This is a genomic window from Afipia felis ATCC 53690, from assembly GCF_000314735.2.
Lineage (GTDB): Bacteria > Pseudomonadota > Alphaproteobacteria > Rhizobiales > Xanthobacteraceae > Afipia > Afipia felis.
Genome location: NZ_KB375270.1, coordinates 1,898,878 through 1,921,667 on the forward strand (window position 1 = coordinate 1,898,878; position 22,790 = coordinate 1,921,667).

At 56.2% G+C, this 22,790-nt stretch carries 39 protein-coding genes and 1 pseudogene; 6 read left to right on the forward strand and 34 right to left on the reverse strand.

The window, feature by feature from the left end; genetic code table 11:
* Nucleotides 1–106 precede the first annotated feature (106 nt).
* The 34 genes and pseudogenes from HMPREF9697_RS08920 to HMPREF9697_RS09070 all read right to left on the reverse strand — a co-directional run bounded on the left by HMPREF9697_RS08920 (nucleotide 107) and on the right by HMPREF9697_RS09070 (nucleotide 19,073).
* Nucleotides 107–2,425 carry a glycoside hydrolase family 55 protein gene (locus HMPREF9697_RS08920; RefSeq protein WP_002716865.1) on the reverse strand — a complete coding sequence of 773 codons (2,319 nt, stop codon included), beginning with the start codon at nucleotides 2,423–2,425 and terminating at the stop codon, nucleotides 107–109.
* A gap of 67 nt (nucleotides 2,426–2,492) precedes the next feature.
* Entirely contained in the window at nucleotides 2,493–2,852 is a 360-nt protein-coding gene (locus HMPREF9697_RS08925) for a hypothetical protein (RefSeq protein WP_002716866.1), read from the reverse strand.
* Nucleotides 2,849–3,292: a hypothetical protein gene (locus HMPREF9697_RS08930; protein ID WP_002716867.1), complete on the reverse strand. Its 444-nt coding sequence runs from the start codon at nucleotides 3,290–3,292 to the stop codon at nucleotides 2,849–2,851. Before HMPREF9697_RS08930 ends, HMPREF9697_RS08925 begins: the two co-directional genes overlap by 4 nt.
* 8 nt (nucleotides 3,293–3,300) lie before the next feature.
* Complete coding sequence (locus tag HMPREF9697_RS08935; protein WP_002716868.1) at nucleotides 3,301–3,879, reverse strand: hypothetical protein; 579 nt, start codon at nucleotides 3,877–3,879, stop codon at nucleotides 3,301–3,303.
* Entirely contained in the window at nucleotides 3,876–4,349 is a 474-nt protein-coding gene (locus HMPREF9697_RS20870; protein ID WP_147293884.1) for a hypothetical protein, read from the reverse strand. Before HMPREF9697_RS20870 ends, HMPREF9697_RS08935 begins: the two co-directional genes overlap by 4 nt.
* Entirely contained in the window at nucleotides 4,346–4,726 is a 381-nt protein-coding gene (locus HMPREF9697_RS08940; protein ID WP_002716869.1) for a hypothetical protein, read from the reverse strand. The genes HMPREF9697_RS20870 and HMPREF9697_RS08940 overlap by 4 nt, the downstream gene beginning before the upstream one ends.
* Nucleotides 4,727–4,772: 46 nt before the next feature.
* The gene (locus tag HMPREF9697_RS08945; protein ID WP_002716870.1) at nucleotides 4,773–5,687 is read right to left on the reverse strand and encodes a hypothetical protein; all 915 of its coding nucleotides are present in this window, start codon (nucleotides 5,685–5,687) and stop codon (nucleotides 4,773–4,775) included.
* A gap of 127 nt (nucleotides 5,688–5,814) precedes the next feature.
* Entirely contained in the window at nucleotides 5,815–6,678 is an 864-nt protein-coding gene (gene istB / locus HMPREF9697_RS08950; RefSeq protein ID WP_002715762.1) for an IS21-like element helper ATPase IstB, read from the reverse strand.
* Nucleotides 6,644–8,177 (reverse strand): annotated as a pseudogene (gene istA, locus HMPREF9697_RS08955) (IS21 family transposase). Before istA ends, istB begins: the two are co-directional and overlap by 35 nt.
* Before the next feature lie 90 nt (nucleotides 8,178–8,267).
* Nucleotides 8,268–8,474, reverse strand: a complete 207-nt coding sequence (locus tag HMPREF9697_RS20875; protein WP_002716871.1) for a hypothetical protein — start codon at nucleotides 8,472–8,474, stop codon at nucleotides 8,268–8,270.
* Nucleotides 8,474–8,839, reverse strand: a complete 366-nt coding sequence (locus HMPREF9697_RS08960; RefSeq protein ID WP_002716872.1) for a DUF4031 domain-containing protein — start codon at nucleotides 8,837–8,839, stop codon at nucleotides 8,474–8,476. The genes HMPREF9697_RS20875 and HMPREF9697_RS08960 overlap by 1 nt, the downstream gene beginning before the upstream one ends.
* Nucleotides 8,836–9,159, reverse strand: coding sequence for a hypothetical protein (locus tag HMPREF9697_RS08965; RefSeq protein ID WP_147293885.1), 324 nt, complete (start codon nucleotides 9,157–9,159; stop codon nucleotides 8,836–8,838). The genes HMPREF9697_RS08960 and HMPREF9697_RS08965 overlap by 4 nt, the downstream gene beginning before the upstream one ends.
* A gap of 8 nt (nucleotides 9,160–9,167) precedes the next feature.
* Nucleotides 9,168–9,491 (reverse strand): hypothetical protein, encoded by a 324-nt coding sequence (locus HMPREF9697_RS21315; RefSeq protein ID WP_002716874.1) that lies wholly within the window; start codon nucleotides 9,489–9,491, stop codon nucleotides 9,168–9,170.
* Nucleotides 9,488–9,745 carry a hypothetical protein gene (locus HMPREF9697_RS08975; protein ID WP_002716875.1) on the reverse strand — a complete coding sequence of 86 codons (258 nt, stop codon included), beginning with the start codon at nucleotides 9,743–9,745 and terminating at the stop codon, nucleotides 9,488–9,490. The genes HMPREF9697_RS21315 and HMPREF9697_RS08975 overlap by 4 nt, the downstream gene beginning before the upstream one ends.
* Nucleotides 9,746–10,192 carry a hypothetical protein gene (locus HMPREF9697_RS08980; protein ID WP_002716876.1) on the reverse strand — a complete coding sequence of 149 codons (447 nt, stop codon included), beginning with the start codon at nucleotides 10,190–10,192 and terminating at the stop codon, nucleotides 9,746–9,748.
* Entirely contained in the window at nucleotides 10,189–10,341 is a 153-nt protein-coding gene (locus tag HMPREF9697_RS20880) for a hypothetical protein (RefSeq protein ID WP_002716877.1), read from the reverse strand. The genes HMPREF9697_RS08980 and HMPREF9697_RS20880 overlap by 4 nt, the downstream gene beginning before the upstream one ends.
* Nucleotides 10,338–10,619 (reverse strand): hypothetical protein, encoded by a 282-nt coding sequence (locus HMPREF9697_RS08985; RefSeq protein WP_002716878.1) that lies wholly within the window; start codon nucleotides 10,617–10,619, stop codon nucleotides 10,338–10,340. Before HMPREF9697_RS08985 ends, HMPREF9697_RS20880 begins: the two co-directional genes overlap by 4 nt.
* Nucleotides 10,619–10,816 carry a hypothetical protein gene (locus HMPREF9697_RS08990; RefSeq protein ID WP_002716879.1) on the reverse strand — a complete coding sequence of 66 codons (198 nt, stop codon included), beginning with the start codon at nucleotides 10,814–10,816 and terminating at the stop codon, nucleotides 10,619–10,621. Before HMPREF9697_RS08990 ends, HMPREF9697_RS08985 begins: the two co-directional genes overlap by 1 nt.
* Complete coding sequence (locus HMPREF9697_RS08995; protein WP_002716880.1) at nucleotides 10,813–11,046, reverse strand: hypothetical protein; 234 nt, start codon at nucleotides 11,044–11,046, stop codon at nucleotides 10,813–10,815. Before HMPREF9697_RS08995 ends, HMPREF9697_RS08990 begins: the two co-directional genes overlap by 4 nt.
* Nucleotides 11,047–11,048: 2 nt before the next feature.
* Nucleotides 11,049–12,098 carry a DNA polymerase III subunit beta gene (gene dnaN, locus HMPREF9697_RS09000; RefSeq protein ID WP_002716881.1) on the reverse strand — a complete coding sequence of 350 codons (1,050 nt, stop codon included), beginning with the start codon at nucleotides 12,096–12,098 and terminating at the stop codon, nucleotides 11,049–11,051.
* A gap of 19 nt (nucleotides 12,099–12,117) precedes the next feature.
* On the reverse strand, nucleotides 12,118–12,390 hold the full coding sequence (locus HMPREF9697_RS09005) for a hypothetical protein (protein WP_147293886.1): 273 nt from the start codon (nucleotides 12,388–12,390) through the stop codon (nucleotides 12,118–12,120).
* Complete coding sequence (locus HMPREF9697_RS09010) at nucleotides 12,387–13,103, reverse strand: hypothetical protein (protein WP_002716883.1); 717 nt, start codon at nucleotides 13,101–13,103, stop codon at nucleotides 12,387–12,389. The genes HMPREF9697_RS09005 and HMPREF9697_RS09010 overlap by 4 nt, the downstream gene beginning before the upstream one ends.
* Nucleotides 13,103–13,306, reverse strand: a complete 204-nt coding sequence (locus HMPREF9697_RS09015) for a hypothetical protein (protein ID WP_002716884.1) — start codon at nucleotides 13,304–13,306, stop codon at nucleotides 13,103–13,105. Before HMPREF9697_RS09015 ends, HMPREF9697_RS09010 begins: the two co-directional genes overlap by 1 nt.
* A 35-nt stretch (nucleotides 13,307–13,341) precedes the next feature.
* Complete coding sequence (locus HMPREF9697_RS20885) at nucleotides 13,342–13,482, reverse strand: hypothetical protein (protein ID WP_002716885.1); 141 nt, start codon at nucleotides 13,480–13,482, stop codon at nucleotides 13,342–13,344.
* Entirely contained in the window at nucleotides 13,482–14,123 is a 642-nt protein-coding gene (locus tag HMPREF9697_RS21710) for an HNH endonuclease (protein WP_002716886.1), read from the reverse strand. Before HMPREF9697_RS21710 ends, HMPREF9697_RS20885 begins: the two co-directional genes overlap by 1 nt.
* A 5-nt stretch (nucleotides 14,124–14,128) precedes the next feature.
* Nucleotides 14,129–14,722, reverse strand: a complete 594-nt coding sequence (locus tag HMPREF9697_RS09025) for a DUF669 domain-containing protein (protein ID WP_002716887.1) — start codon at nucleotides 14,720–14,722, stop codon at nucleotides 14,129–14,131.
* Nucleotides 14,723–14,784: 62 nt separating this feature from the next.
* The gene (locus HMPREF9697_RS09030; protein WP_051053908.1) at nucleotides 14,785–15,552 is read right to left on the reverse strand and encodes a hypothetical protein; all 768 of its coding nucleotides are present in this window, start codon (nucleotides 15,550–15,552) and stop codon (nucleotides 14,785–14,787) included.
* 2 nt (nucleotides 15,553–15,554) lie between these two features.
* Nucleotides 15,555–16,352 carry an ATP-binding protein gene (locus tag HMPREF9697_RS09035; RefSeq protein ID WP_002716889.1) on the reverse strand — a complete coding sequence of 266 codons (798 nt, stop codon included), beginning with the start codon at nucleotides 16,350–16,352 and terminating at the stop codon, nucleotides 15,555–15,557.
* Nucleotides 16,353–16,591: 239 nt separating this feature from the next.
* Nucleotides 16,592–16,825, reverse strand: coding sequence for a hypothetical protein (locus HMPREF9697_RS09040; protein WP_002716892.1), 234 nt, complete (start codon nucleotides 16,823–16,825; stop codon nucleotides 16,592–16,594).
* 212 nt (nucleotides 16,826–17,037) lie between these two features.
* Nucleotides 17,038–17,301, reverse strand: coding sequence for a hypothetical protein (locus HMPREF9697_RS09050; RefSeq protein WP_002716893.1), 264 nt, complete (start codon nucleotides 17,299–17,301; stop codon nucleotides 17,038–17,040).
* On the reverse strand, nucleotides 17,298–17,570 hold the full coding sequence (locus HMPREF9697_RS09055) for a hypothetical protein (RefSeq protein ID WP_002716894.1): 273 nt from the start codon (nucleotides 17,568–17,570) through the stop codon (nucleotides 17,298–17,300). Before HMPREF9697_RS09055 ends, HMPREF9697_RS09050 begins: the two co-directional genes overlap by 4 nt.
* Complete coding sequence (locus HMPREF9697_RS09060) at nucleotides 17,570–17,992, reverse strand: DUF7448 domain-containing protein (protein WP_002716895.1); 423 nt, start codon at nucleotides 17,990–17,992, stop codon at nucleotides 17,570–17,572. Before HMPREF9697_RS09060 ends, HMPREF9697_RS09055 begins: the two co-directional genes overlap by 1 nt.
* Nucleotides 17,992–18,759, reverse strand: coding sequence for a hypothetical protein (locus HMPREF9697_RS09065; protein ID WP_147293887.1), 768 nt, complete (start codon nucleotides 18,757–18,759; stop codon nucleotides 17,992–17,994). The genes HMPREF9697_RS09060 and HMPREF9697_RS09065 overlap by 1 nt, the downstream gene beginning before the upstream one ends.
* 29 nt (nucleotides 18,760–18,788) lie before the next feature.
* Nucleotides 18,789–19,073: a hypothetical protein gene (locus tag HMPREF9697_RS09070; RefSeq protein WP_002716897.1), complete on the reverse strand. Its 285-nt coding sequence runs from the start codon at nucleotides 19,071–19,073 to the stop codon at nucleotides 18,789–18,791.
* Between the two features lie 363 nt (nucleotides 19,074–19,436).
* On the opposite strand from HMPREF9697_RS09070, the gene HMPREF9697_RS20115 reads away from it, so the two are divergent.
* The 6 genes from HMPREF9697_RS20115 to HMPREF9697_RS09100 all read left to right on the forward strand — a co-directional run bounded on the left by HMPREF9697_RS20115 (nucleotide 19,437) and on the right by HMPREF9697_RS09100 (nucleotide 22,752).
* Nucleotides 19,437–20,270, forward strand: coding sequence for a S24 family peptidase (locus HMPREF9697_RS20115; RefSeq protein WP_081602527.1), 834 nt, complete (start codon nucleotides 19,437–19,439; stop codon nucleotides 20,268–20,270).
* Nucleotides 20,271–20,384: 114 nt separating this feature from the next.
* The gene (locus tag HMPREF9697_RS09080; protein ID WP_002716900.1) at nucleotides 20,385–20,783 is read left to right on the forward strand and encodes a ProQ/FINO family protein; all 399 of its coding nucleotides are present in this window, start codon (nucleotides 20,385–20,387) and stop codon (nucleotides 20,781–20,783) included.
* A gap of 608 nt (nucleotides 20,784–21,391) precedes the next feature.
* On the forward strand, nucleotides 21,392–21,760 hold the full coding sequence (locus HMPREF9697_RS09090) for a hypothetical protein (protein ID WP_040307875.1): 369 nt from the start codon (nucleotides 21,392–21,394) through the stop codon (nucleotides 21,758–21,760).
* Nucleotides 21,757–22,212 (forward strand): hypothetical protein, encoded by a 456-nt coding sequence (locus HMPREF9697_RS09095; protein WP_002716904.1) that lies wholly within the window; start codon nucleotides 21,757–21,759, stop codon nucleotides 22,210–22,212. The genes HMPREF9697_RS09090 and HMPREF9697_RS09095 overlap by 4 nt, the downstream gene beginning before the upstream one ends.
* On the forward strand, nucleotides 22,209–22,445 hold the full coding sequence (locus HMPREF9697_RS20890; protein WP_002716905.1) for a hypothetical protein: 237 nt from the start codon (nucleotides 22,209–22,211) through the stop codon (nucleotides 22,443–22,445). The genes HMPREF9697_RS09095 and HMPREF9697_RS20890 overlap by 4 nt, the downstream gene beginning before the upstream one ends.
* A gap of 16 nt (nucleotides 22,446–22,461) precedes the next feature.
* Complete coding sequence (locus HMPREF9697_RS09100; protein WP_002716906.1) at nucleotides 22,462–22,752, forward strand: hypothetical protein; 291 nt, start codon at nucleotides 22,462–22,464, stop codon at nucleotides 22,750–22,752.
* Nucleotides 22,753–22,790 lie beyond the last annotated feature (38 nt).

Below are 22,790 nucleotides of genomic sequence, written 5' to 3' on the forward strand. Positions count from 1 at the left end.
ATTCCCGCTCATTATGAGCAGTGAAATTGGCCGCAAGATTCGTCTGCGTATTTTCTTCAATGGCGACGAAAATGCGATGGCGAAGGACGAGTGGCGACGATCCTGATTAGGACGCCGTCGTCACCGCAACCCATGTCGTACCACCATTATTGACGTACATCCGAGTGCTGGTGCTTGAACCGTCCGTTCGAATGTAGAGCGATCCCTTTGCTGCCGAGAGCGTTGGTGCACCAGACCCAATAAAGATACCGAGATTTGCCGTCGACGTAAATTTCAAACCGACAGAAGTATCGCCACCAGCAGGTACCGCAGCAACAGGCCGAACGGTGACGGCTTTATCTAAGTCCAACGAAAGATTTTCTTGAGCGTTATTCACACCCATCTGGAACGGGTGGTTAGTCGAAGTGTATAGACCACCCCTCCCAAGCGACGACGATGCGAAAGAAACGAACTTACATGGTGTTCCTGACGTGTCAGAAACACTTGAGTAAACGCTTCCGGCTTTGCGGATTTGATACTCAGTACCATCGTCGAAGGCGAGCGACTGGACAAATGAGCCTTCGACGCCGCTGGCTTTATAGAGAGCGTTCGACGTCAGGCTACCGTTCAAAGAAGCTGCCCGTGTCGTAGTAGTAGCCAGAAGGGATACAGTCCCGGTCTTGTTGCCGGCAAAATTATTATGCCCAAGCATAATTCCGCTGAGTGACGAGTTCTCTTCCTTATAACCGTAGGTCTGAGTTCCGCTTGCGCCCTGCTGGTCGTAGCACCGATTTCCGATAAAAATCGAGTTGCTGGCGTTATACGTCGATGTCCCGTACCTCGCGATGATGCCGACACTGCCATTATCAAAGCAGAGATTTTCTGACACGATATTGGCGAAGCCGCCCATATCGATGCCCGCTCCCGCGTTCGAGAAACAGAGATTAGCCGAGACGACAGTTTTCGGGGACCACGTTTCGATACCACCACAGACATAGCCATTAACGTCTGTGCCTGTGCCGCCGGAGCAGTGGTTCGCTTCGATTACCAGAGTGTGGCACGTGGACGCCTGCTCAATCGTGATACCGGCGCCAAACTTCCAATTGGATATGCGGTTATGGGTTATCGTCGATTTGCTGCCGGAGAAATTTAAGGCCGTATTGATGAGATCATTGCGAGTAATCTCAATTGACGTATTTGCTGTACTATCCGAGCCAAGAATTCCTTGATTCTGGCTACTGGATGCTGTCGTTAAAGAGATGGTGTTGTGGGCAATTCTGCCACGGGCGACACCGTTAAAGACGATGCCGAATTGGCCCATCTTCTTGATGATGTTGCGCTCGATAATGATATCGGTCGCGTTGGTAAAGCGGATAGCAACACTGCCTGTCGACGTGAAGTCCCCGGCATCGATCGCCAAGTCGGTGACGCCACCACGATCAACACCAGTTCCTTCAATGATGGCTTGTGCCGTGTACGAGGCGGTTAAACGGATAGTGCTCGCACCTTCTCCAGCGCCAACGAGCCGGACATTATCCTTCATGATGATCTGCGAACTGACTGCATAGCTGCCGGGCGGAAAATAGACGAAGCCGCCACCTGCTGTGTTGCAAGCGGAAATGGCCGAGTTGATACTTGACGTATCGTCGGTGCTGTCGTCGCCCACAGCACCGTAGTCCTTGACGTTAAAGCCGATACCGCCGCCTCCACTGGGCGGATCAATCCATTCCGTGCCGGTGCCGCTATCTCGCGCCAGCACCTGGCCTGTGCTGCCACCCGCTGGCACTCCTGCGCCGGCTGGCCCCTGCGCGCCCTTCAAATTGATGCCAGTATCCACCCAATCAAGCGGCGAACCGCCGAGCTGGTAGACGTCCAGGTCTGCGCTATCGCTATCGATCCACAGCGAGTTGGCTGGATAGTCTGTGCCCGGCTCTGCTGCCTGCACAATCCACGTCGCGCCATCGGCGCCGGGGTCGCCCTGACCACCCGGAGAGCCAGGCTGCAGCACCCAGACGCCGCCGGTCTTTAGCCAGATTTTCCACGGGGTGACGTTGGTCTTGATCGCGCGGTTGCCATCCTCGCCAATCGACGGATCCGGTGCAGCTCCTTCTACGACGTACCAAACATTGGTGCCGTCCAACATCGCGAGTAGCGATGCTGAATCGTATCCAATAAGCGCGGTGTGATAGCGAAGCAGCGACGCTTTGAGAATGAGATACGACCCTGACGTCACCGCAGCGCCAGCCCATTCGGTGAAAAGCTCAGCGTGCGTGTCATCCGTGACAGTCTGGATGACGGCGAGCGAACCGCCTGCAAACAGATAGTCGCCATCCTTAACGCTGCTGGCCAATGATGTGCCGGAGAATACCGCAGTCGTGTCGCCGGGGGCGATCGTGAGTGTTCCGGTCTGATAAACAAAATCTGAAATAGAAAGGATGGTCGACATTAATACCCCTTTCACCCCGGCCAGAGACCAGAGCAAAGCGATGGTGTGTTTATTGGGCTGTATGCGCTTACGCGCTCGTTAGGGCCGACAATGCTGCGTCGATTTCGGCAGGCGTCTTTGCCGCTTCGACGGCAAGCAGGCTGCGCTGGCGCTCTAGTTCGCGAGCGTCTGCCGCCGCAATAGGGCACGGCTTGGCCAAGACAATATCCGAAAGTTCTGCCACCGTGATGTCGCGCAATTCCGCTTCCTGAGAGAACGCATCCGGCGCTGGTTCGCCAGCCTTCACTTGCGCAGCTATTTCGCGCTTACGAGTATGCACCGCATCGATTGAAGCCGACTGCGCCGATATGTTGGCAAAATGCACATTTACAGCATCGCGCGCATTATCGATCCGAGTCGACATTGAAGAGGACAATGAAATCTTCATTGCGCCACCACCTGAACGGAAGTCGGAAGGTACTTTGCACCAGCCGTTACGTGTACTATGTAGGTCGTTTGGTCAGAAGCTGAGAGTTCGATCTCACCGTCGCTGACCACATCGTCGAATTCAATTCCGACATCTGAGATGATGGTGACTTTTGCGCCAACGGGGACGCTAGAAATTTTTGCGATGTCTGCGCCGTTCGCGGTGATGGAGGTTTTGTCGGCGGCTAGTGGAATTTCACTCGCATTACACAGGCAATCATTATGCGAAACCCCAGCAGCTTTCTTCTCTACATCGACGTATTGCTCGACCGGATTAAACGAAAACTCTCCCTCAAGGAAAATCCATTGATCACCCGCGTCTGTCATGGTTTTCCCGTAGTTCGCGTCTGGTCCGTTGATTGAGTGCAAGATGTTTCCAAATTCGTCATGCACGACATACATGCTGCACCTCAGTTGTAGTTTAAAACTAGGTATTTGACCGTGATGGTGCTCGAGCAGGCTGTCACGATATCCAAGTGGTCTGCATATGCGCTTGGATAGGCGGCCATGGCGCTCCAAATCATTGAAACGCCGTTTGCATCGCCGCCGGCGAAATCAGGAACCTTCCAAATTCCAGTGCCGTAGGAACTATCTAACGCAGAAGCAGAGGCCGCTCCCATATCTTCGTAAACTGGTGAGTGCCACGCGCTGTTGAGGTAGGACGCCGTCTCTGTCGTATACCCAACGAGAGGTATGATCCATGATGGAGCAGAAGCAATGATAAAAGCGACCGGATAAGGATTGATCGTTTGCCCGTAAGGGATAGATGTTGTTTTTCGAATGCCGGGCCTTGCGTTGTCTTTCGACCTATAACCATTGGCTGGAGTAATGGTCGTTGAGCCTTGTAGAACCAGCTTCGGATTCTTGGCATCTGAACTGAATGCCATGTTCATGATGTCGGCGTAGAAAACATCCTGCCCCGGCTTCGATACCCAAAGCCCTTTGGCCGTTTTGGCGAAGTTATTTCCAGTCATTACGCGGCGGGTCATGCGTCAACTCGCGCGTTAAAAATCGCCCAATTCGCGACGAAATAGAATTGAGTTATGATTGCACCGCCAGCGGTCCTGGTGTCCTCCGCACTCGTACAAGTGAGTGTTAAAGCGCCGGATACGATCTTCATATCAAGCCGCGTTAAACCATCGAATGCGGCATCGCCCTGATTAGAATTTCCAGAGCTTGAATTATACAGCCACATCGTAACTGAAGCCCACATCTGCAAATGTGAGTACGCCGCATATTCTGATGGCAGAGATACTGTATTCGCTTGCGCGACGTTTGGAGCCTTGCCGCGAAGCACTTCTGTCGTTCCGTTCAGAACTTTCTGATACGCGATAGATGAGCTGTCATATACGAACTGCCCAGGCTGCGCTGTCGTTACGTAGATGCCAGGCTTTGAGACATATATGCCGTAGTTTCCAGATACCGGATGCTTGCCACGGATAACGCGAGGAATGCTCACGATTCACCTATCGCAAAAACACTATAAGCAAACCAAGTACCTGTCGGATCGTAAAACGACTTGGTATTGTAATAAGGAATCTCAAACGCCCGCACTGTCAGCGATGATTCATCAATAATGCCGACAGCGGGGATCCAGCGATGAACGCGAATTCCATTCGTGAAGTTACGAATGTTGTAAAGCGTGAGGCTTGTCCCATCCCACGGGTAGATGAAGAAGATCGGGACATACGCCATTGTCGGGAATGTAACGGGACTTCCGCCACACTGAACCAACCCAGACGCGACGACGGACCCGATGAAATCCATATTGGTATCGAGTGCGATATTGTCTGAGCCAACCGCTTCGGTGATGGCATCATAGCCGGGCTTCGACACTCGAAATCCAGGACTTGCTCCGCCGAAATTTCCGCCGACTATCCGCCTAGTCACTGATGATCTCGCGACCGTTCGTCAGGTCAATTACATATTTCCCATCCGCGCTTTGAATAACGCCAGCAGTCATCGTTCCGAAGCTGGCAAACAATGCGCTGACGTCACCGCTCACCAAGTGCTGCGCAGTAATGGTGCTATCGCCAAGAACATCAGCCTTGAGAACAAGAGTCGGCACACCATTTACGTTGCCAATCTGGAGTATTGTCTTGGCATCGCCTCCGGTAACGCCAGGAATTGCGAACTGAATCACATCAGCCAGGAACTTGAGCGCCGATGTGCCACCGCCAGCCAAGGCTTTAAGGCTTGCAATCGCTCCGTCTGCATCAACTTCCATCCCCCACGACGCCGCGAGATTGCCGTTAATGTCCGCGACCGCCGTAGCGTTCTCATTCACCGAGGCAGTCAGATCGTCAATAGACGCCGAAACCGTCGTATCTAGACTGGCGATCGCTTCCGTGTTCGACGCGGCGACGGTCTGCACGCTGCTGATAGACGACGAAAGCCGACCATTTTGCGCGCTCAGTTCTGATCGTAGCGTTTTCTTATCGAGAGCGGACTTAGACAGCGCCTGAGCAACTGTCGCAGCGACCAACTGAACAATCGCACTAACCTTGTCGTCGCCAATCTGGAATTGGTTAGAGACTGCCGCAGTAAGTGCGGCTGGATCGAAATCCAGCGCGGTAAGCCGCACGTCCGGCGTCGTAACGTCAAGCCAATCCGACCACAGCATGTCGCGCGGATAGTTTGGCAGGTATTGCCCGCGCACCTGATACTGCGTGTTCGGCAGCAGCGATTGCGAAATGATGAGTGCGCCGGCCGCAAGTTGGTCTGTGCGACCGCGCGTGACATCGGACGCATCCGACTTCAGGCGCACCTCGTACTGCACGCCAGTCACAGCCGACATCGCGCCATCCCACGTCATTCGGATGGCAGGACGGCGATCGTTACCGGAGGCGTCTTTGAGAACAACGCCCTCTGCGAACCAGTCAACGATGCCCTGTGGCGCGGGCGGCGGGGATACCGTCGAGCTGTCAATCGGCGTTCAAATTTGACCCCGGATCGGCGTCCAATTTTGACCCCTTTGATCGGGCTGGTTTGGCGGTAGCGCTCGTGTCGTCGGAGCCGGCCGGGGTTGCGGAGACGAGACGAGCGCGAGTGGCTTGATCGTCGTCGCGGCTTTTGAAGCGCCAGCTGTCGTTACCGGTCTCGACGATGTCGCAATGGTGAGTCAGACGGTCGAGCAACGCGGTCGTCATCTTCGCGTCGCCGAACACGCTGGGCCATTCGCCAAATGCCAGATTGGTGGTGACGACGACGGAAGTGCGCTCGTAGAGCCGGCTGATGAGGTGGAACAGCAATTGGCCACCGGATTGTGCGAACGGCAGGTAGCCCAGTTCGTCGAGGACGATGAAGTCCATCCGGGTCAAATGCTCGGCGACCCGACCCTGCCGTCCGCTTCGGGTCTCGATCTCCAGGCGGTTCACGAGGTCGACCACATTATAGAAGCGCCCGCGGGCACCGGATCGGATGCAGCTTCTGGCGATGGCGATGGCCAGATGAGTTTTGCCGGTGCCGGTGCCGCCGATCAGGACGGCATTGCGCTGCTGGGCGATGAAGCCGCCGCTGGCAAGGTCATTGACCAGCGTCTGGTTGATGGGAGTGCCCGTGAACTGGAAGTCCTCAAGGTCCTTCGCAAGGGGAAGTTTGGCGATGGTGAGTTGGTACTTGATCGAGCGGGCCTGCTTCTCGTTGATCTCGGCATTGAGCAGGTCGCCGACAATGCGCTGGGGTTCATGCTGACGCTTGATCGCAGTCGTCATGATCTCGTCGAAGGCGGCCTTCATGCCATAGAGCTTGAGCTCACCCATGAGGTCGAAGAGTTGAGTACGTTCCATCAGATGGTTCTCCTCAGATTGTCGTAGCGGGCACAGTCGGCGATCGGGGCATGGCACAACGTCAGCGCAGCCGGCGTCATGATGTTGGCGGGTGGAGTGGGCTCTCGTTGCCGAGCCAGGATATTGAGCACGACATCGGCGGAATGGACGCCTTGGACGATCGCCTCGGCACAGGCCACCTCGACAGCGGGCAGACCGTCGGTCAGAACTGCGTTGAGGATGTCGACCATCTGCCGGTTGCCATCATCGGCACCGGCAAGCTTGCGCCGTATGCGCTCGATCGCAGCCGGCAGCACCCAGTCCTTGAAGGGAGCGCCGTTGCGCAAGGCGCCGGGTTTGCGAGCCAGCACCGGCACGTAATGCCAAGGATCATAGGTCGTCTCGCCACGACTGAAGGCGCGCGGATGCTCGGCAACGATACGTCCGTCCTGGCGGATAACGATGCGGTCAGCGTAAGCATGAACCTCGACCGGCCGCCCGACGGCGCTGGCCGCGACCGAGTACTTGTTGTTGTCGAAGCGGACCAGGCAGGTCTTCGAGACCGATGCCGGAACCGCATGGAATCCGTCGAACCGGCCCGCATAGGGAACCAGCTTTGGGCGTTCGGCTTCGAACACCTCCCAGATCGTCTGCTCGGTCAGTTCCGGATGACGGTGTGCCTTCGTGTAGGCGATGCACTTGTCCAGCAGCCAGGCGTTCAACTCGTCGAGAGTTTTGAACCGAAGCCGCGGTGTGAAGAAGCGCTCGCGGACAAGGCCGACCTGGTTCTCGACCTGGCCCTTCTCCCAGCCTGATGCCGGCGTGCAGGCCACCGGGTCGACGAGGTAATGGCTGCACATCTGCATGAAGCGGCGGTTGTAGAGACGACCTTTGCCGACGAAGATCGTCTCGACCGCGGTCTTCATGTTATCGTAGATGCCGCGCCCGCAGGTGCCTTTGAACAGCGCGAACGCCCGATCGTGAGCGTCGAACACCATCTCCTGCGTCTCACGCGGATAGCACCGCACAAACAACATACGGCTATGGCACAGCCGGACGTGGGCGGCCTTCACCATCACCGTCACGCCATTAAGCAGAACTACCTCGTGGCTCCAGTCGAACTGATAAGCTTCCCCAGGCGCAAAGCTCAGCGGGACATAGGCCGCAGCCGTCGATTGTCCACGGTCCGTACTCCATCGTCTGGCGTAACGCCGCACGGCATCGTAGCCACCGTCGTATCCACGCCCGCGCAGCTCTTCGAAGATCCGGATCAGCGTCAGTCGCTCGCGAGCGGCCTTGGTCGCATTTGCCGCCAGCAACACGTCGAGCTCCGTTGCCCATCTTCCGAGCTTGGGCCTCGGCTGGACAACACGCTCGTACTCAAATGAGGTCTCTCCCGACCTCAGCACCTTCCGCACCGTGTTCCGTGACACCTTCAGGTCCCGGGCAATCTCCTTGATCGTCTTGCCCTTGATGAAGTGCTCACGCCGTATCCGCGCAATCGTCTCCACGATCAGCATCTCCGACCACCTGCTTTGTTACGAAGCAGGCAGCGCAACAGGCTAATGGTAGGGGGTCAATTTTGGACGCCGATCCCCCGGCTTACGGGGTCAATATTGCAGGCCGAATGACAGTGTGCGGCCCTGGATGTGCTCATGCGGTGTTGTCCAGCGCAGATTATACCAGAGGTTTCTCGCGCATTCGTCTGCGAGCGTTGAGACAGAGATTGACCGGCCATCGCGCGGCTCGTTGTCCTGCTCATACGCGGCGTAGATGGCGCGGATGGTGGGTGGTGTTGGCTGTGGAAGGGGTGCCATCAAGCAGCATCCGGCAGTGCACGGCTACGCGCGATCTGTTCCAACTTGCGTTCACCATAGGCAATGTGCTCAGGGATGCCGCTGGCGATATTGCGACGCGCCTCATACTCAACCGGCCCATACCTATCAGTCTCAATAGCGCCAGCCGCTACGGCTAAGGCTCGTTTGCCTTTGGCAATGTCGAAGTGCACCCAGCTCGCGTTGCGGTGTTTGCCGAATGATAGTGTAGGGTGTCCCTGAATCCACTTGCGCTGCACGCCAATCTTGTCGACCATGGCAAGCAACTCATCAATAGTGTCTGCCCAAAGGTGACACATTAACATGCGGCCGAACGGCCAGGCGGCGGGGTCAACGTAGACGCTCATTCCATCGCCTCCGCAGCCCGCATCATCTTCACCACCGGATTGTCCTTGGGCCAATAGCCGCCATAAGGATCGAGATACCCGCCGTCCTCTTGCAGGCCGCCGCCCTTCTGCAGGTCGTACTCTTCGTTCTCCGACCAACCGCATGGGCAACCGTAAGGTCCGTGGATGACGCCAACACCGACGTCGACACTGTCACGATACAGCTCGTGCTCGCCGCAGCGCGGGCATGGGCTGGATGAGGTTAGTTCGAAATACGGCCCATGATCTTCACCGGTAAGCTGGGCCAGTTTCTCGCCATCGGCGATAAGCGCATCTTGCATTGCTTTGTTCATCCGCGAACTGCCTTGATGACTGCTTTTGCGATCTCTGGCCACAGATCGTCGTCAACATCGTTGAGCAGGCGTCGATCCATTAATTCGGAAAGCACCCTATCGGCTGGCGATCCGCCCATGTCCCACCCCATTATCTCGTATTTCAGAAAGTCACCGATGCGCGCAGCAACATCGCAGTGCTCTGTGTTGACGCCGTAAGTGGTCATGTGCTCGCCGTGTGGGTCTGGACTCTCGCCAACCTTGCGGGCGTAAACAATCACCTGGTCGTAACCGTATTCATTCGCGAGGCGCTTTGCGGCGCTGATGGGGATGGGATTCATGCCGCCACCCGACTGGAATAGAAGTGCGGTTGCGACTCCATGTCGACGCTGAAGCACCCCAAGAAGGTTTCACCCTCATAAATGGAGAACTCAAGAGGCCAGCGCGCCTCCCAGCCATCATGTTCATTATAGAAGTCTTCGGCGGCGGACTCCGCTAACCATCCTTTGCCGGTCTCCGTGTCCGACGTGAAGTTTGATTTGAAATCGTACCGCTCTCCATCGTTCTCGACTTCATACTGGTAATCTCGCTTCATTCACTCGTCTCCTAAATGTGGCACCACGACATATTCAGCATTGCGGCTAGCGCTGAACGTCCGACACGTGAACACCAGGCCATGCTGCGCCTGCCATTCGTCGCAGGCGCGTTTGATGCGCTCGGCAAGATCACGATCTTGCTCAGGGGTGCACGCGAACCATGGTCCTTCATCGCCGTCGCAACCGACGCGATCACTGTCAGCCAACGACTCCTCTGCGCGTTCCAGTAGACGGTCAGTATCAATCCAGTCCGCGAGCCGCAGCGGGTCTTGCCGAGCCTCAACAACATGGCAGCCGATTTTCCATGTGCCATCGTCTTCCTGAAATTCTCCTATGCGGTCTTCTTGGGCTTCGCGAATGGCATCTTCGCGCGTGTCGTGTGGGCCGTAGGTCATGACTTCATCGTTGGTTCCAGCCCACCATTTCCAGCCTGTATCGCCCATCATCCCCTCTCCCAAAACTTCCGCAGCTCACGTGCGCGTTCAACCACGTCTTCGTGGAAGAACGTGCGGCTGCCCAAGGCTTGCGCTACTTCCTGATATTGGTCTTCGAGACGTTCGATTTCGTCTTTGAGTTTACGCACGCTGTCGGTCATTCCATCCCCACGTGTTCTGCAATACGACGCAGAATTTCCTTCACGTCATCGTCCGTCTTGGCAGCGTCGATCGCCCACGCGATAGGCTCCCGTCGCTTTTGTTCTATGTCCCGCTCATCGGCAGCGCGCGCCTCGTCCTCGCGCTGCGTGCGATCCCAGCCTTCGCGCCAGTCGATCATCTTGTAGGGGTCGCGATATGGATTCAGTTCGTTGGCGTTGCCGCCGCGATAGTAGGCCGCACGCCCCTTGCTTCGCCGGTTGCTTGGTGTTTCGCCCATCACACCACCTCCTTAGTCACCACGTCATAAGCCGCCCTGCACGCACGAGCGCGGGCAAGGATGGTGGGGTGTGGAACGCGATCGCGTTCCTGGTTAAGGCCAAGCGCCGCAGCAACTTCGTAGTAGCGGCGCAGGTGCATGGCGCTGCGCTTTTTCCAGTAGTCAGCCTTGTCTTGCCAATCGATACGCTCGCTCATACCGCCTCCTGTGCTTGCGCGGCAGGAGTACGTCCCATCACTTCGCGATAACGAGCCTCGCAGGCCGCGGTATCCTCCCAAGCCGGAAGGAACGCGCGCTCAAGAGTCACGATTGCTTCGTCTGGTTTGCCAGCGCGGATTTGATTGATGGCGGCGATTGCCCCGTCCTTTAGTTCTTCACAGGCAACCCAGAACGCTTCGTCGAAATTTTCATCGTTCATCTTTGCCATCACTACGCCCTCATTGGCATGCACAACGCCAGCACGTCTCCCGTGCCGCGGAAGATCGCGGGGGTTTGACCGTCAGCCAGTGCGATGGTTATTTCACCGCCAGGCACGGCGGCTAGAACATCAGTCATATAGGCCGAATTGAAGCCAATCTCGATCGGCTCGCAGCTGTACGAGGCCGGCACGTCTTCATGCGCGCTGCCGTCGTCCGACCGCATATCGATCGCGATGTTGTCTCCTGCAATGCCGAACTTGGCGGCCTTGCCACGCTCATTCGCAACCGCAGATACGCGCGCAATAGACTTGGACAGTTCGTCGCGGCTTACGGTGACGACGTTGTCGTTAGCAGCCGGGATAACGCGACCGTAATCAGGGAACGTCCCGTCAATCAGCTTTGACACGATGATGGTGTCCGCAGTAGCCAAGCGAACCTTGTTCTTGGAAATGCCAACGTCGATAACACCGTGCGGAATAAGGCCGACAGTTTTAGACGGGATGATGACGCCAGGAGCCGTTGGCTCTGGGTGCGCAACGCTGTTGTGCGCCAGCCTGTGGCCGTCCGTTGCGACAGCACGTAGTTTGCCATCAGCCTCGTGCAGATATACACCACATAGATAATACCGCGTCTGCTCTGATGACATCGCAAACCGCACCGGCGCCACAAGCGCGGCCAGATCCACCTTGAACTCGGCATCGAACACGCCGCCATCCAGTCGTGGGAAGTCCGCAACAGGCAAGGTCGGCAGCGTGAAGCGGCTGCGGCCGGACTTTACGGCCAATGAGCCATCCCTCAACTCGAGCGTCACCGTATCACCAACCAGGCGCCGCGCGATGTCAGACAGCCGCTTGGCGTCAACCGTGGTGCTAAGCTCGCCTTCGCAGGCGGTAGAGGCGCTGTATTCGATATCGAGGTCAGTGCCAGTTACCGTCAGCGTGCCAGCGGTCGCGGACAGCAATACGTTGCCTAAGATCGCGATGGTATTGCGCGATTCCGTAACCTTAGTCACGGCAGTCAGTGTTCGCGCCAGATCGGCGCGGGGGATTGTTAGGGTCATTGGTGGGTGTTCCTGTGAGTTAGACGCTTGTAACTTTGATGCCGACTATTGCGGCTAACGCCTGCAATAGATCGCCGCCGTAGCAATTCCCTGAACCGTAGCCGCCGTCGCCAAGCGGCTCGATGTTGCTATCGTTCGCAAGCTCGTTAGCATCCATCCAGTCGTCATAGTCATCATCGTCGCCGTCGAATTCATCCGGGTTCACCTTGTGGAGACTCCAGCAATCGTTATCGACAATAGCCACGCAACATGGGTTCGCCTTGATAATCTCGACTAGGTTTTTCGCCATCACGCAGCCCTCTTCTCTTCCCGCACAACAAACCCCGGCACGCTACGCGCACCAGCTCGCACGGCCTCGTTAGCCATCTGCTGCACCAGTTCGGTGAATCGCGAAGGCTCGCGGCCGTATGCCCAATCAAGCGCAGCGTCGGCGTCTTCCAGCGTGGCAATCCACACAGTGCGAAGGCCGGTGCCAGTCGTCGCAGCCTTGTCTGCACGCTTGGCAAAGCGATCGGACTGCTTTGCTTCCTTGAGCAGTTCTTCAGCCGTCTCGCGTTCCGCAAGATTGCCGCTGCTGGCACGAATGGCGGCTTGCGCTTCCGCGATCTTGCGGTCGGCTTCCTCGCGAGCGAGGCGTGACGCTTCCTCTTTCTTCTTGGCTACCGCGGCTCGCCAAGTCGCAAGCATCTTGCCAAGCGCGTCCTTTCCAAGGTCGACCTTGCCTTTCTTCGGCTGAATATAGGGATTGTAGCGGTCCTGGATGGCTTTGATTTCGTCATCCAGCGGCTTCTTTTCTTCCTTGCGCAGTTCGTCGGCGCGTTTGCCAGCGTCGTGCAGTCCGTCGTAAAGCTTTGTGACGGCATCGTGTTGCTGTTCGTTGGTAATTGGCTCGCCGTCTGCCCAATTCTTCGCCTCGTCGAATAGGGTTTGAATCTCTTCGAAAATGATGGCGTCGGGCGGTTGGTTGTTGCCGATCACGGCGCGGGGGTTGGTTTCCATTTCCATCAATGCACCCACTCCTTGTCGCGTTCATAGATTTCTGCGTCGATACGCTCGTCTTCCATCCACTTTTCAAGGTTGGTGCCGGTCACTGACGACCACCACCACTTATTGTAGATTGCCATCTGTTCCGGCGTTGCTTCTTCATGCATTGCCCACGTCCAGTCGCGAGGGTGGAGGCTGTAGTCGTGCGGTGCTGCTGCAGTCATCAATGCACCGTCCGTTTGTGCTTTGCCTTGTAAATCTAGTCCCCGCTCCACGTCTCAATGCGCGTGATGTCGGGAAACGCTTGCCCCAGAAGTTCAGCTTGCTCCGTGCTGTAAAGCGCAAGAGCAATCCATTTCTCCTGGCCGTCGCGCGTGATGTAGACGTGATAAATGTTCATCAAATCAGTAATCCTTTACTGCGAGCGAACACTTCCGGCATCTTGTCTGACTTTGAAAGGTTGCAAGCCACACATAGAAATTGGAGGTTTGATTTGTCGTTTACCCCTCCCTTAGCCAACGGAATGACGTGATCTAGATGCCTTTTTGAATGTGCCCTGATGCTTGTTGAACAATAGACGCATCTGTATTTCTGCGACTTCAGTATATCGTTCAGTTCGTCTGCCGTGTATGTGCCGGCTTTCTCCCTCGCCCTACGTCGCGCGTCTTTCGCTATCTTTCTTAGTGGATTTTGCTTTCGATACTTCGCCTCAGTCTCGCGCACCTTGTCGCCACGCCTTCTACGATAATCGCGCGCTCTGGCCGCATGGACACCTGGGTTATTTGCCCTGAATTCAGCTTTCTTTCCGCGATGGTACGACGGATTTTCTGCTCTAAACTTTCCGTTGGTCTCGCTGCGGCACTCAACGCAAAACCTGGACACTGTGTAGTGCGGAGATAGATGACCATTCACACATTCAACTCCGGTGAAGTATCTATCGACGCCTAACTCCCGTGCTTCAGCCGCCGTTGTTGGAAGCATTCCCCATTTCAGGCCACGGGCGTTTTTCAACGGTCCGTGGCCATCCTTGTCCGCGCTCATTATAATTAGGCGCTCTTTCGTCCCCACGGCCGGCTCTTACCGCCCGCAGATGCAGCCGCACCGCCGTTGCCAGTCGTGCGCGCGTCACCACGCGGCGGTGCGTTGTCGTTGGCTGGTTTTGATGCTGTTGCGGTGGGTCCGGTGATGCCGATCTCGGGCATGTCGTCCGCGTCGGGGAAGTACAGCTTGCGGATTTCAACGCGAGCCGGATACTTCGGAGAACCGTCCGCGTTCTTATCCTTAGACGGTTTACCGAGCCCGACCTTCGCTCTGAATTCGCGCAGATGTAACTCATCGCTGTCTTCAATCTCGGACAGGCCAATAGCCCGGCAGAGGCTTGCGAGGAATTTTTGACCAACTTCCTGCGCGATACTGTTGGGGTTTTCTAGGTTGATATTCCCGAAAATCAAACGCCCCTTGTATTCTTCCGGCTCAATAACGCTGTAACGAAGCTTGAGCATCGTGCCGTCGCCCTTTGACGTGGCGACAACCTCTGACTGGATTACTTCGAGGGAATAGATTCCCTCGGGCAGATCGGCATATTCGGTTTGTGTAGTGTCGTGAGCCGTAGCATCGAACTTGGAGGCCAATTGCGCCAAGGTAGTCTCCTGATTTAATCAGGTTGCGGTGTTTACCGCGTGGTGTTCGGCAAAAGGGCCAATCACACCGTAGTCTGAAACTCTAAAGCAAGGGTCGGTTGAAACTGCTTTGCCAGTTTCGCATTCTTGCTGATGTTGTCCTGTTCCCACAGAGGCTGCAAATTACTCAGCGCCCAACATCGCTTGAAGTCCTCATGTTCTGGTGATGTGTAATTGAACACCACCTTCGGGATCTTGTGGTCGATGTGCCAGCCGCCGCGGCCATAATTGTCCCATGTCATTCCAGGGAGAAATAGTTTCTCAAGGTGGCGCATTAGTTCGGACAGATTATAGCCAACCAACACTTCCCAAGACCGACCCGCCTTCATTTCTTTAAGGCTTTTGTAGACGCCACCAGACATCGACCTATCAAGTCTGGCTTTGGCTGAATTGGCACATCTATTGCGCTGATAAATCCTTGCGTATTCCCGCGCCCGATCCCGCACTTCCGGCCTAGCCCGATATTCCTTGTCCCGCTCCTTTATTTTCTCGTTATTGATCGGATCTTCTCGATAGGTTTTTGCGTATTCAATCCTGGATCGCCTGTAATTCGCATCTTTCGCATACCTAGTTCTGACGTATACCTTGGCCTTTGCGTTCCGCTCTTCTTGATTGTCGTGGTATCTCTGCAGTGAATCTATGCGTGAGCACTCCATACACGCGCCATCGCTTGTGCACCTGTTCGCAACATGACCGCGACAGCACTGCTTGCCAGTGAAGTACTGCTTACTTCCTGCCCGTTTCGCCTCTGCGCGTGAACGCGGAAGCTCATTGTCGTTATCGTGGCTCATGCTTAGGCTGCGTCAGCCTGCACATGAGGGAAGTATTTCGCCAACTCGGCATAGCCCTTCCCCTTGATGTACTTGATGGAGTCCGGCGTCGGAAAACGCGATTTGGCAACGAAGCCAGCGTTCTCGGCCAGGTGGATGATGCGTTCCTTGCCTTCGCCGTGGGTGTGCGACTTCGGATTCTTCGGGTCCGCCTTAACCAGCGTGACGCGATAATTGACGAAGGCTACCAAGTCGCTCTTCTCACGAATGAGCGCGGCCCCGCGCTTATGCAGCTTGATTTCATACCTGCTGTATGGATCCGAAATCGGCGAGTTGAATGTCACGATACCAGGATGCGCAAGCAAGACGACAGTCATGCCGGCCTCAACCAAGTCGTTGAGCGCGTCGATCAACTCATTCCATTCCACGTCAGCCTCGCGGTATCCGCGCCCGTAGGCGGCAACAGAACCGGCGCTGCTATCATCGATCGACGTTGCGCCAATGCGGGCGCAAGTACGCTTCCAAATCAACGGCTCGAGCCCATCAAGGCTGTCGATGATGACGGTCTTGAATTCGTGCTCAGTCGAAAGAAGCTCGCCGATCACTTCCCAGAGGTCGTCAATCGATGTGACTACACCCGGCGTGGGCAGATCGATATCTGACGGCGCGCGTTCGCCAGCAGTAGAAATGTAAACCGGGTTCGGGAATTCCGAGGCCAGTGTGGTTTTGCCCACGCCGTCTACGCCGTAGATAGTCAAAATCGGAGGGCGCTCCTGCGCCTGCTTCTTCGTCGACTTAAGTGAACCTAATGAGATAGCCATTATATTTCCTCGATTGAGGGTAGCGTTCGGCTAAAGGGCCGATCACGCTGTATTGCTACCGCCAGTGCAGCGGCGTGGTAGCGATTACTACTAGCGCGAAGGCTAGTAGCAGAACGTACAGCTGGCCGAGCTGGCTTGTGGCGGTCATTCTGCGAGCCGAAGAATGGGAATGACGATGGAGGAGCCGATCAGTCCACCAAGAGCGCCGAACGCAAACGAAATAAGAAGTGCTTCAATCATCAAAACACCCCCAGCCAAACACCAATCCCATGGATCACGCCAACCGGCGCCACGATGCAGCCGAACGCGAGCAACACCCACGCGCTGGCCTTGATGCAGACGATAACGTGGGTGATCCAGGCTGCTGCACTACCGAGCAGCAGCGTTAGGACGGTGAGCAGAAGTCCAACAGTGGCGACGCCTTGACGATCGTCTGGCGTGCTGCGCGCTGATGAATTGCGGATTGAGAACATTAGGCAGACTCCACTATTTCTAGCCAACCCTCGACGCCCTGCGCCTCGACGGCCGCATGGTGCACATCTTCCATGAGGTCGCTGTCTTCGTTCATTTCGCGCAACGCCGCCTCCGCGTCCTCCCGCGTTTCGTATTCCTCTGAGCCGTCATGAGTTTTCCAACTCTGTCCCCGCCCATTGGCTGCACGACTTCCATGCAATTCGATACGCCATCACGCCGCCTCCCTTACCTGCCAGCCGCCCAACTGGTCCGCCACCACACGCAATGCTGCAGCCTGCGCCTTTTGCCGTGAGCGAGCCTTGCGGCGGCGCTCGTCGTAGGACTTGCGCTCGTTCCAGTCGGCGACAGCTCTGATGCTGGCCGCGGTTGTGCCAGAGGCAAGTGCCTGCTGGAGGGTTATTACTGCCGCACTGGCGAGCGGCAGTAGGCGCGGGTGTGCCGCTGCGTAGGTGGAAAGGTTGGTGATGTTGTTCATTCTTCGATCTCCTTGAGATAATGGGCACCAAGCGCGAAACTTGCCGTGCCCTTCCAATCGGCAAACTTGAAGTTGACGCTGCCCTTGTCTGTGCCCGTTACTTCAACCTCGACGTAAGCCCGATCGCCAGCCTTCCACTTCGGCTCTTCTGGCGCGTCTTCGACCACGCGCAACGCCTCCGCGATTGCATCAACAAGCTGGCCGACGTTGAGAGTCACCATGCGTTTACGATCTAGAAAGTCGATCGGCTTTGTTTCCGTGAACCACATCACGCCACCTCCGCGAACGTAACGGATTCCGAGTAATAGCCGTTCGATGAGCCGTGCCAGCGGATGTCAACGCTGCCCTTGATTGTGCGCAGCTTGTAGAAAGTCCAAGTCTGGCTCTCGGCATCCCAGTAATAATCGTCTGGCTTAGCCGCGCGTTCAGCGGCCTTCTTCGCCGCAACGTCAGGCGGGTCGTCGGAGCTGCTTACTTCTTCGGCCAACAAGATCGGCGTGCCAACGAGGTCTGCAAGATCGCCGCAGATGTCGCTGATGATTACGCTCTCGCAACAGTCCTGCACATGAAAGAGCGCGTATTCCTTGCCGTCATCGCACTCGAATACGATGCGATCGTCGCCAATCTGGCGAACATCCTTCATCGTCTTTCCGATGAGGGATGAGAACTGCGGATTGTCCCAACTTGCCATCACGCCACCTCCCTTACCTGCACGTCACCAACCCGCCCCGTGACGCGCTGATAGACGTCGAACTGCTTGCCGGGGTTAACTGAGGCCAGCCGCTCTGCTTCCTTGGTCGCCTCTGCTGCTGAGTGGTGAACGTGCGGCCACTGTGAGGGCCGTGGCTTGCCATGCTTTACGAGGGCGACGATGCAGGGTTGTGAGACTGGGTGGACGAGTTCGATGCTTTCCTCGTAATCCCAACCGATAGTATCGGCATAATCGTATGCTGTGCCGCCATCGAACGACACGCCTTGGCTGTATTCCGTTTTAACGCCTGCAATTGTGCGGCTGACGCCGGGAAATCGCTTCAAGCGCACCACATCACCCGCCTTGAACTTCGGCTCCTGCTGCTCATTGCGCTCCGCGCTATCAGCAGCACCAAGCCACTCAAGACTTTCTGCCGAAATCGGCAATCCTGATCGCTGATAGTCACCGCGCTTGACGTAAACAGAATGTTTGCCGTCGCGTTCAACAACGCCTTCGTCCCCCTTGGCAAAGTACGCATTGCAGCGCGTTACGCGGACGCGGTCGCCCGGCGAGAAGACTGGTTCGATTTCGCTGTCGTGAAAATACCAAGGACCGTTTATTATGCCTTCGCAATAGGTGGCATTAGGGTCTGCTGCGAACACGGTGCCGACATCACCGACACAGGCATCATGTCCACTCCCATTGTGGCCCTCCCTAACCACCCGCACCCGCTGCCCCACCTTGTACTTCGGCTTGTCGCTCGCCATCTCGCATTCCTCCTTGTGCAGCCCGTACATCAGTGCACCGTTGCGTTGTTGCGGTTGGAAGATCGCGCGGCTTTCGCGCAGTTGAAGCAAATGACGTTGTCATCCGAACCAACAGACGACAGCAGCGAGGCTCGCCACCACGTTTCATGCGGCGAGCCAGCCGCATCGGTGTAGAGCACGCGATAGGAATCCTCCTGCCCGTCCGCGACCAGGAAGCCGGTAATTTCACCGACAGAGTCGGTGTCCGCGATTGCGACAACGTCGCCAATATCGAACATGTGCATCTGATAAAGCGCCTTCTCTTCCGGTGACATTTGAACTCCTGGCAAAGTGGTGACGTTCACCGCGAACGGTGTAAGCGGCGAATAGTTGTTTCGTAGAATTGGGCTGGCCCGTATGCCGAGCGGCTATTGAAGCGTCCCGCTGTAAGGAAGCGTCACGGGGATGCGCCGGCACTGATAATGGCCACCGCAGCCCTGCAGTGTGGCGAATCTCGTCTCAGTGAGCGGTTCGCTCGGCCGCTGCGGAGGACTCTCGGGGAACGCTTGAACTAGTGCGAAAAACTCAGTTACCCGTCGTCCAGCCACAACATCCAGCATTTCACCACCTCGCTTTTGATGTTGCTAACCATATGCGAAAATCGCACTTGTGTCAAGTTAAAAATGCGATATTAGCACATGACGCGGCGCAAAATTAATGCCATTATCGCACTATCGTACTGCGTAAAAAGAGGGAATTTCAAAATGGACCGGAGAAAAATTTCTGAGTGGATGTCCGTCGTCAAAGAGAAGGCCGGACTCAAAAACTCTGACCTCGCGCGAATCTTCGGACACAACGATCCGAGTCGCGTTTCTAAAATACTCACTTGCGATCGGAATATTCACATCGAGGAATATGCCGCGCTCGTTAATTATCTAAGGTCTAATAAATTAATAGAGCTATGCTTACCCCCAGTGGAGGGGGCACAATACGAAGGCACCGATCTAGTTGAGATTAGTAGAATCGAACAGGAGTACGGGCGTGGCTATAACCGCGAGCATTACGATGCTCGCATGCCAGGTGCTATTCCAGAGTTGGACGTCACCGCGGGGGCTGGTGAAGGGACAGTAGGAGAATTCATACAAATCAATATTAACGGGGGAACTATGATGGGACACATGGTGGTCGCGGAATGGGTATTCCCCGACGGATATTTACAAAACACTATGAAGGCGTCGAGCCAGCACTCTGTTGTGATGGAGGTGCGTGGCGATTCGATGGAGCCAACGATTAGGAATGGCGACAAGGCTGTAATCGACTTGCGCGTCACCACGTTCGGTAATGATGGGCTCTATCTAATCTCTGACGGCCACCGCGCGCCGCAAATTAAACGGCTAGAATATGTGTGGAAGAGCGACCCACCAACGGTTCGGGTTATTTCTGACAACCCTTCGCATCGCGACAATCAATCAATGACACTTGAAGAATTGAAGATCGTCGGGAGGGTCGCTGGCCGAGTGCTGGCCTTTTAGGGCGGTCTGGCTGCTCTAGGGCCGTCGCACAATAAAGTGCGATAGTCGCATTTTTCTAGTTGACAATAGTGCGATTATCGCATACAGTCTCCCCATCGCATCGGGGAGACTCACATGTCATCCATTATCGAAAAGCGCCGCTCGATCAATCGCAGCATCAACTGGCCTGCATACCGCGAGCAGCGTGAGCATCTTGCGGAGATGTTCGCTTCGATCGCTCATAGCGGCCAGGCCAAGCGGCCTTTGGCCTTGGGCATCAAGTACGACTTGATCGGCACCAACACCGGATTGGGTGCCGCTGACATCAAGCATTTCCTGCGCGCCTACACATTCGGCCCCAAATATCTGCGCGCTTTGAAGGCCGGTGCGCCGCGTTATGCGCTTGACGGCAGCGTTGCCGGATACGTCACGCCGGAAGAAGCCAGCTACGCCAGCATGGAATTGAAAGCGCATTACGTGATGCGCAAGCTGTTGCGGCGTGACGCCGTGCGTAGCTTCGCGAGGGCTGCGTGATGGGTTGGGAAAAATCTCGCAACTGGTCGCGCATCGATCTTGGTAATGGCATGGAGATTTCGACCACAGACCAGCGCGACCGTGGGTGCGGATGGGTCTTCCATGTTTCATTCGATGGAGTGTACGGGGGTGACACACTCTATGCCGGCAGCGGCTTCGAAACGGAGGATTGCGCTAAACGAGGCGCGGAAGACTGGCTTCATAGATTCTGCGCAATCGCCCTCGCCCGCTCCTCGCAAGTGGAGAAACGCTGATGCGCATCATCATCGCATTCCTGTTCTTCGCATCCGCTGTCCTTGAAATTCCAGCACTCGCCATTGTCGCCATGTGGACTGGATTCATCGGAGGTGTGCTGTGACTCCACAAATGCATGCAGATCATTTGCTTCGTGTTTGGCAGCAACGCCGCCTTCTACCGCCCGCGATGCGCCTCATGGATAGCCCGCCTCTCGCCCCGGACGAATACGAAGATGTTTTGGGTGCCGTGGCCGACGCCATGACTGCTGAGGTGCGCCATGCCGAATAGCGGTGCCGTCTGTCTACCCGGTGCGCGCGGATGGATTGTCGTCGCGATTGTCGCGGCGGTGTGGATTGCAGCGGGGGTTTGTCATGGTTGAGAAGCGTGAAGAACTGGTGGCGCTGGCGGATCGGCTTCACGCAGCGTCATGCGCAATACTTCGCGGTGAGGATGCTGTCGAACACGTCCCCGCTATCTGCGATGCAGAACGCGAACTCCGTTCCCGCACCCCGTCTGCGCCGGATGTGGCGATGAGGGAGGCGTTGGAGCCATGCAGGGTAGAACATAAGGCATTCGACAAGTGGGCCGAAGCCAATCGCTACGATATGCATCAGCATTCGCTGCACTATCTTTTCGTGGACCCGGAAACCTACGCTGCGCGACAAGGCTGGAAAGCTGCGCTCGAATACGTCTCGTCCGCCCTTTCCGCATCGGAAGCCAAGGCGGGGGGACCGTCATGAGCATTTCCGCCAACGTCATCATCCTTACCCGTGAAGAATTTCGAGCGCAGCTTGACGAGTCCTTTCAGAAGGGTGTCCGTCGCGGTCGTTTCGAGGAGCAATCTGACCAATCCCAAGCGAAAGCAACCAAAGGCAAAGCCGGTATGGCTGGTGTCACAGACACCGTAAGACGATCTACCGCCGGAACAGGGTTGCGAGTAGGCGAGGCTGGCGTGGTCCAGCCTGCAACGTCTGAGATAATGGACGTGACAGCCGGAGAGACGGCACCCACCCCCGCAGTTGACCGCGAGGCCGTGGCGCGGCTCGTCGGGATGGTTCGCGCGCTGTTGAAATACACGAACCCGACCAATGTTGCCGAAGATCACTCGCAACAGTGGCAAGCGGTCGATCACGAGTGTGACCGCATCCTTCCCATCCTCGCGCCGCCAGCGCCCGCACAGGAGGGTGAATGATGGCGCGAAAATTATTTTCGAGAAGTCTACTGCCAACCGTTAAAGGGTTTCTTGCTCTTGAATGGACGCACGGCGCTCAAGTTACCCGCGTTTTATCGATGTCAAGTTTTTCAAAATCGAAAAATAATGACTGCGGCACAGGCACAACTTTAATAGCAACGCAGCCGAACTGCAAAATCGCAAAAGTCGATTTGCTAGACTCTCCTCACGCGCAGGAGATGCGCGGCATTTAGAAACATGGAGATAGCAATGAAGCGAGCACCTAAAATCGGCCAGCGAGTTCGGTACCACTCAGAATATCTGATGAAGTACGAGAAGGCACCGCGCGTCTGCACAGGCACCATCGTTCGATTGTACCCGCATCATGACGATGTCTTTGATGACGATGGTGAGTTTGTTCGGCGCGGGCCGCTGATGCCAGAAGAACAGTGGAGCGCGACCGTTCAAGTCGATAAACCTCTCCCAAAATGGTGGCCCTACGGCGACAACGACCTATTTGCCCCAGACGTTGCCGAACTCGAACCGGAGCCCAAGCCATGACAGACCGTGACGCGGGATACCGCGAGGGGATCGAAGCG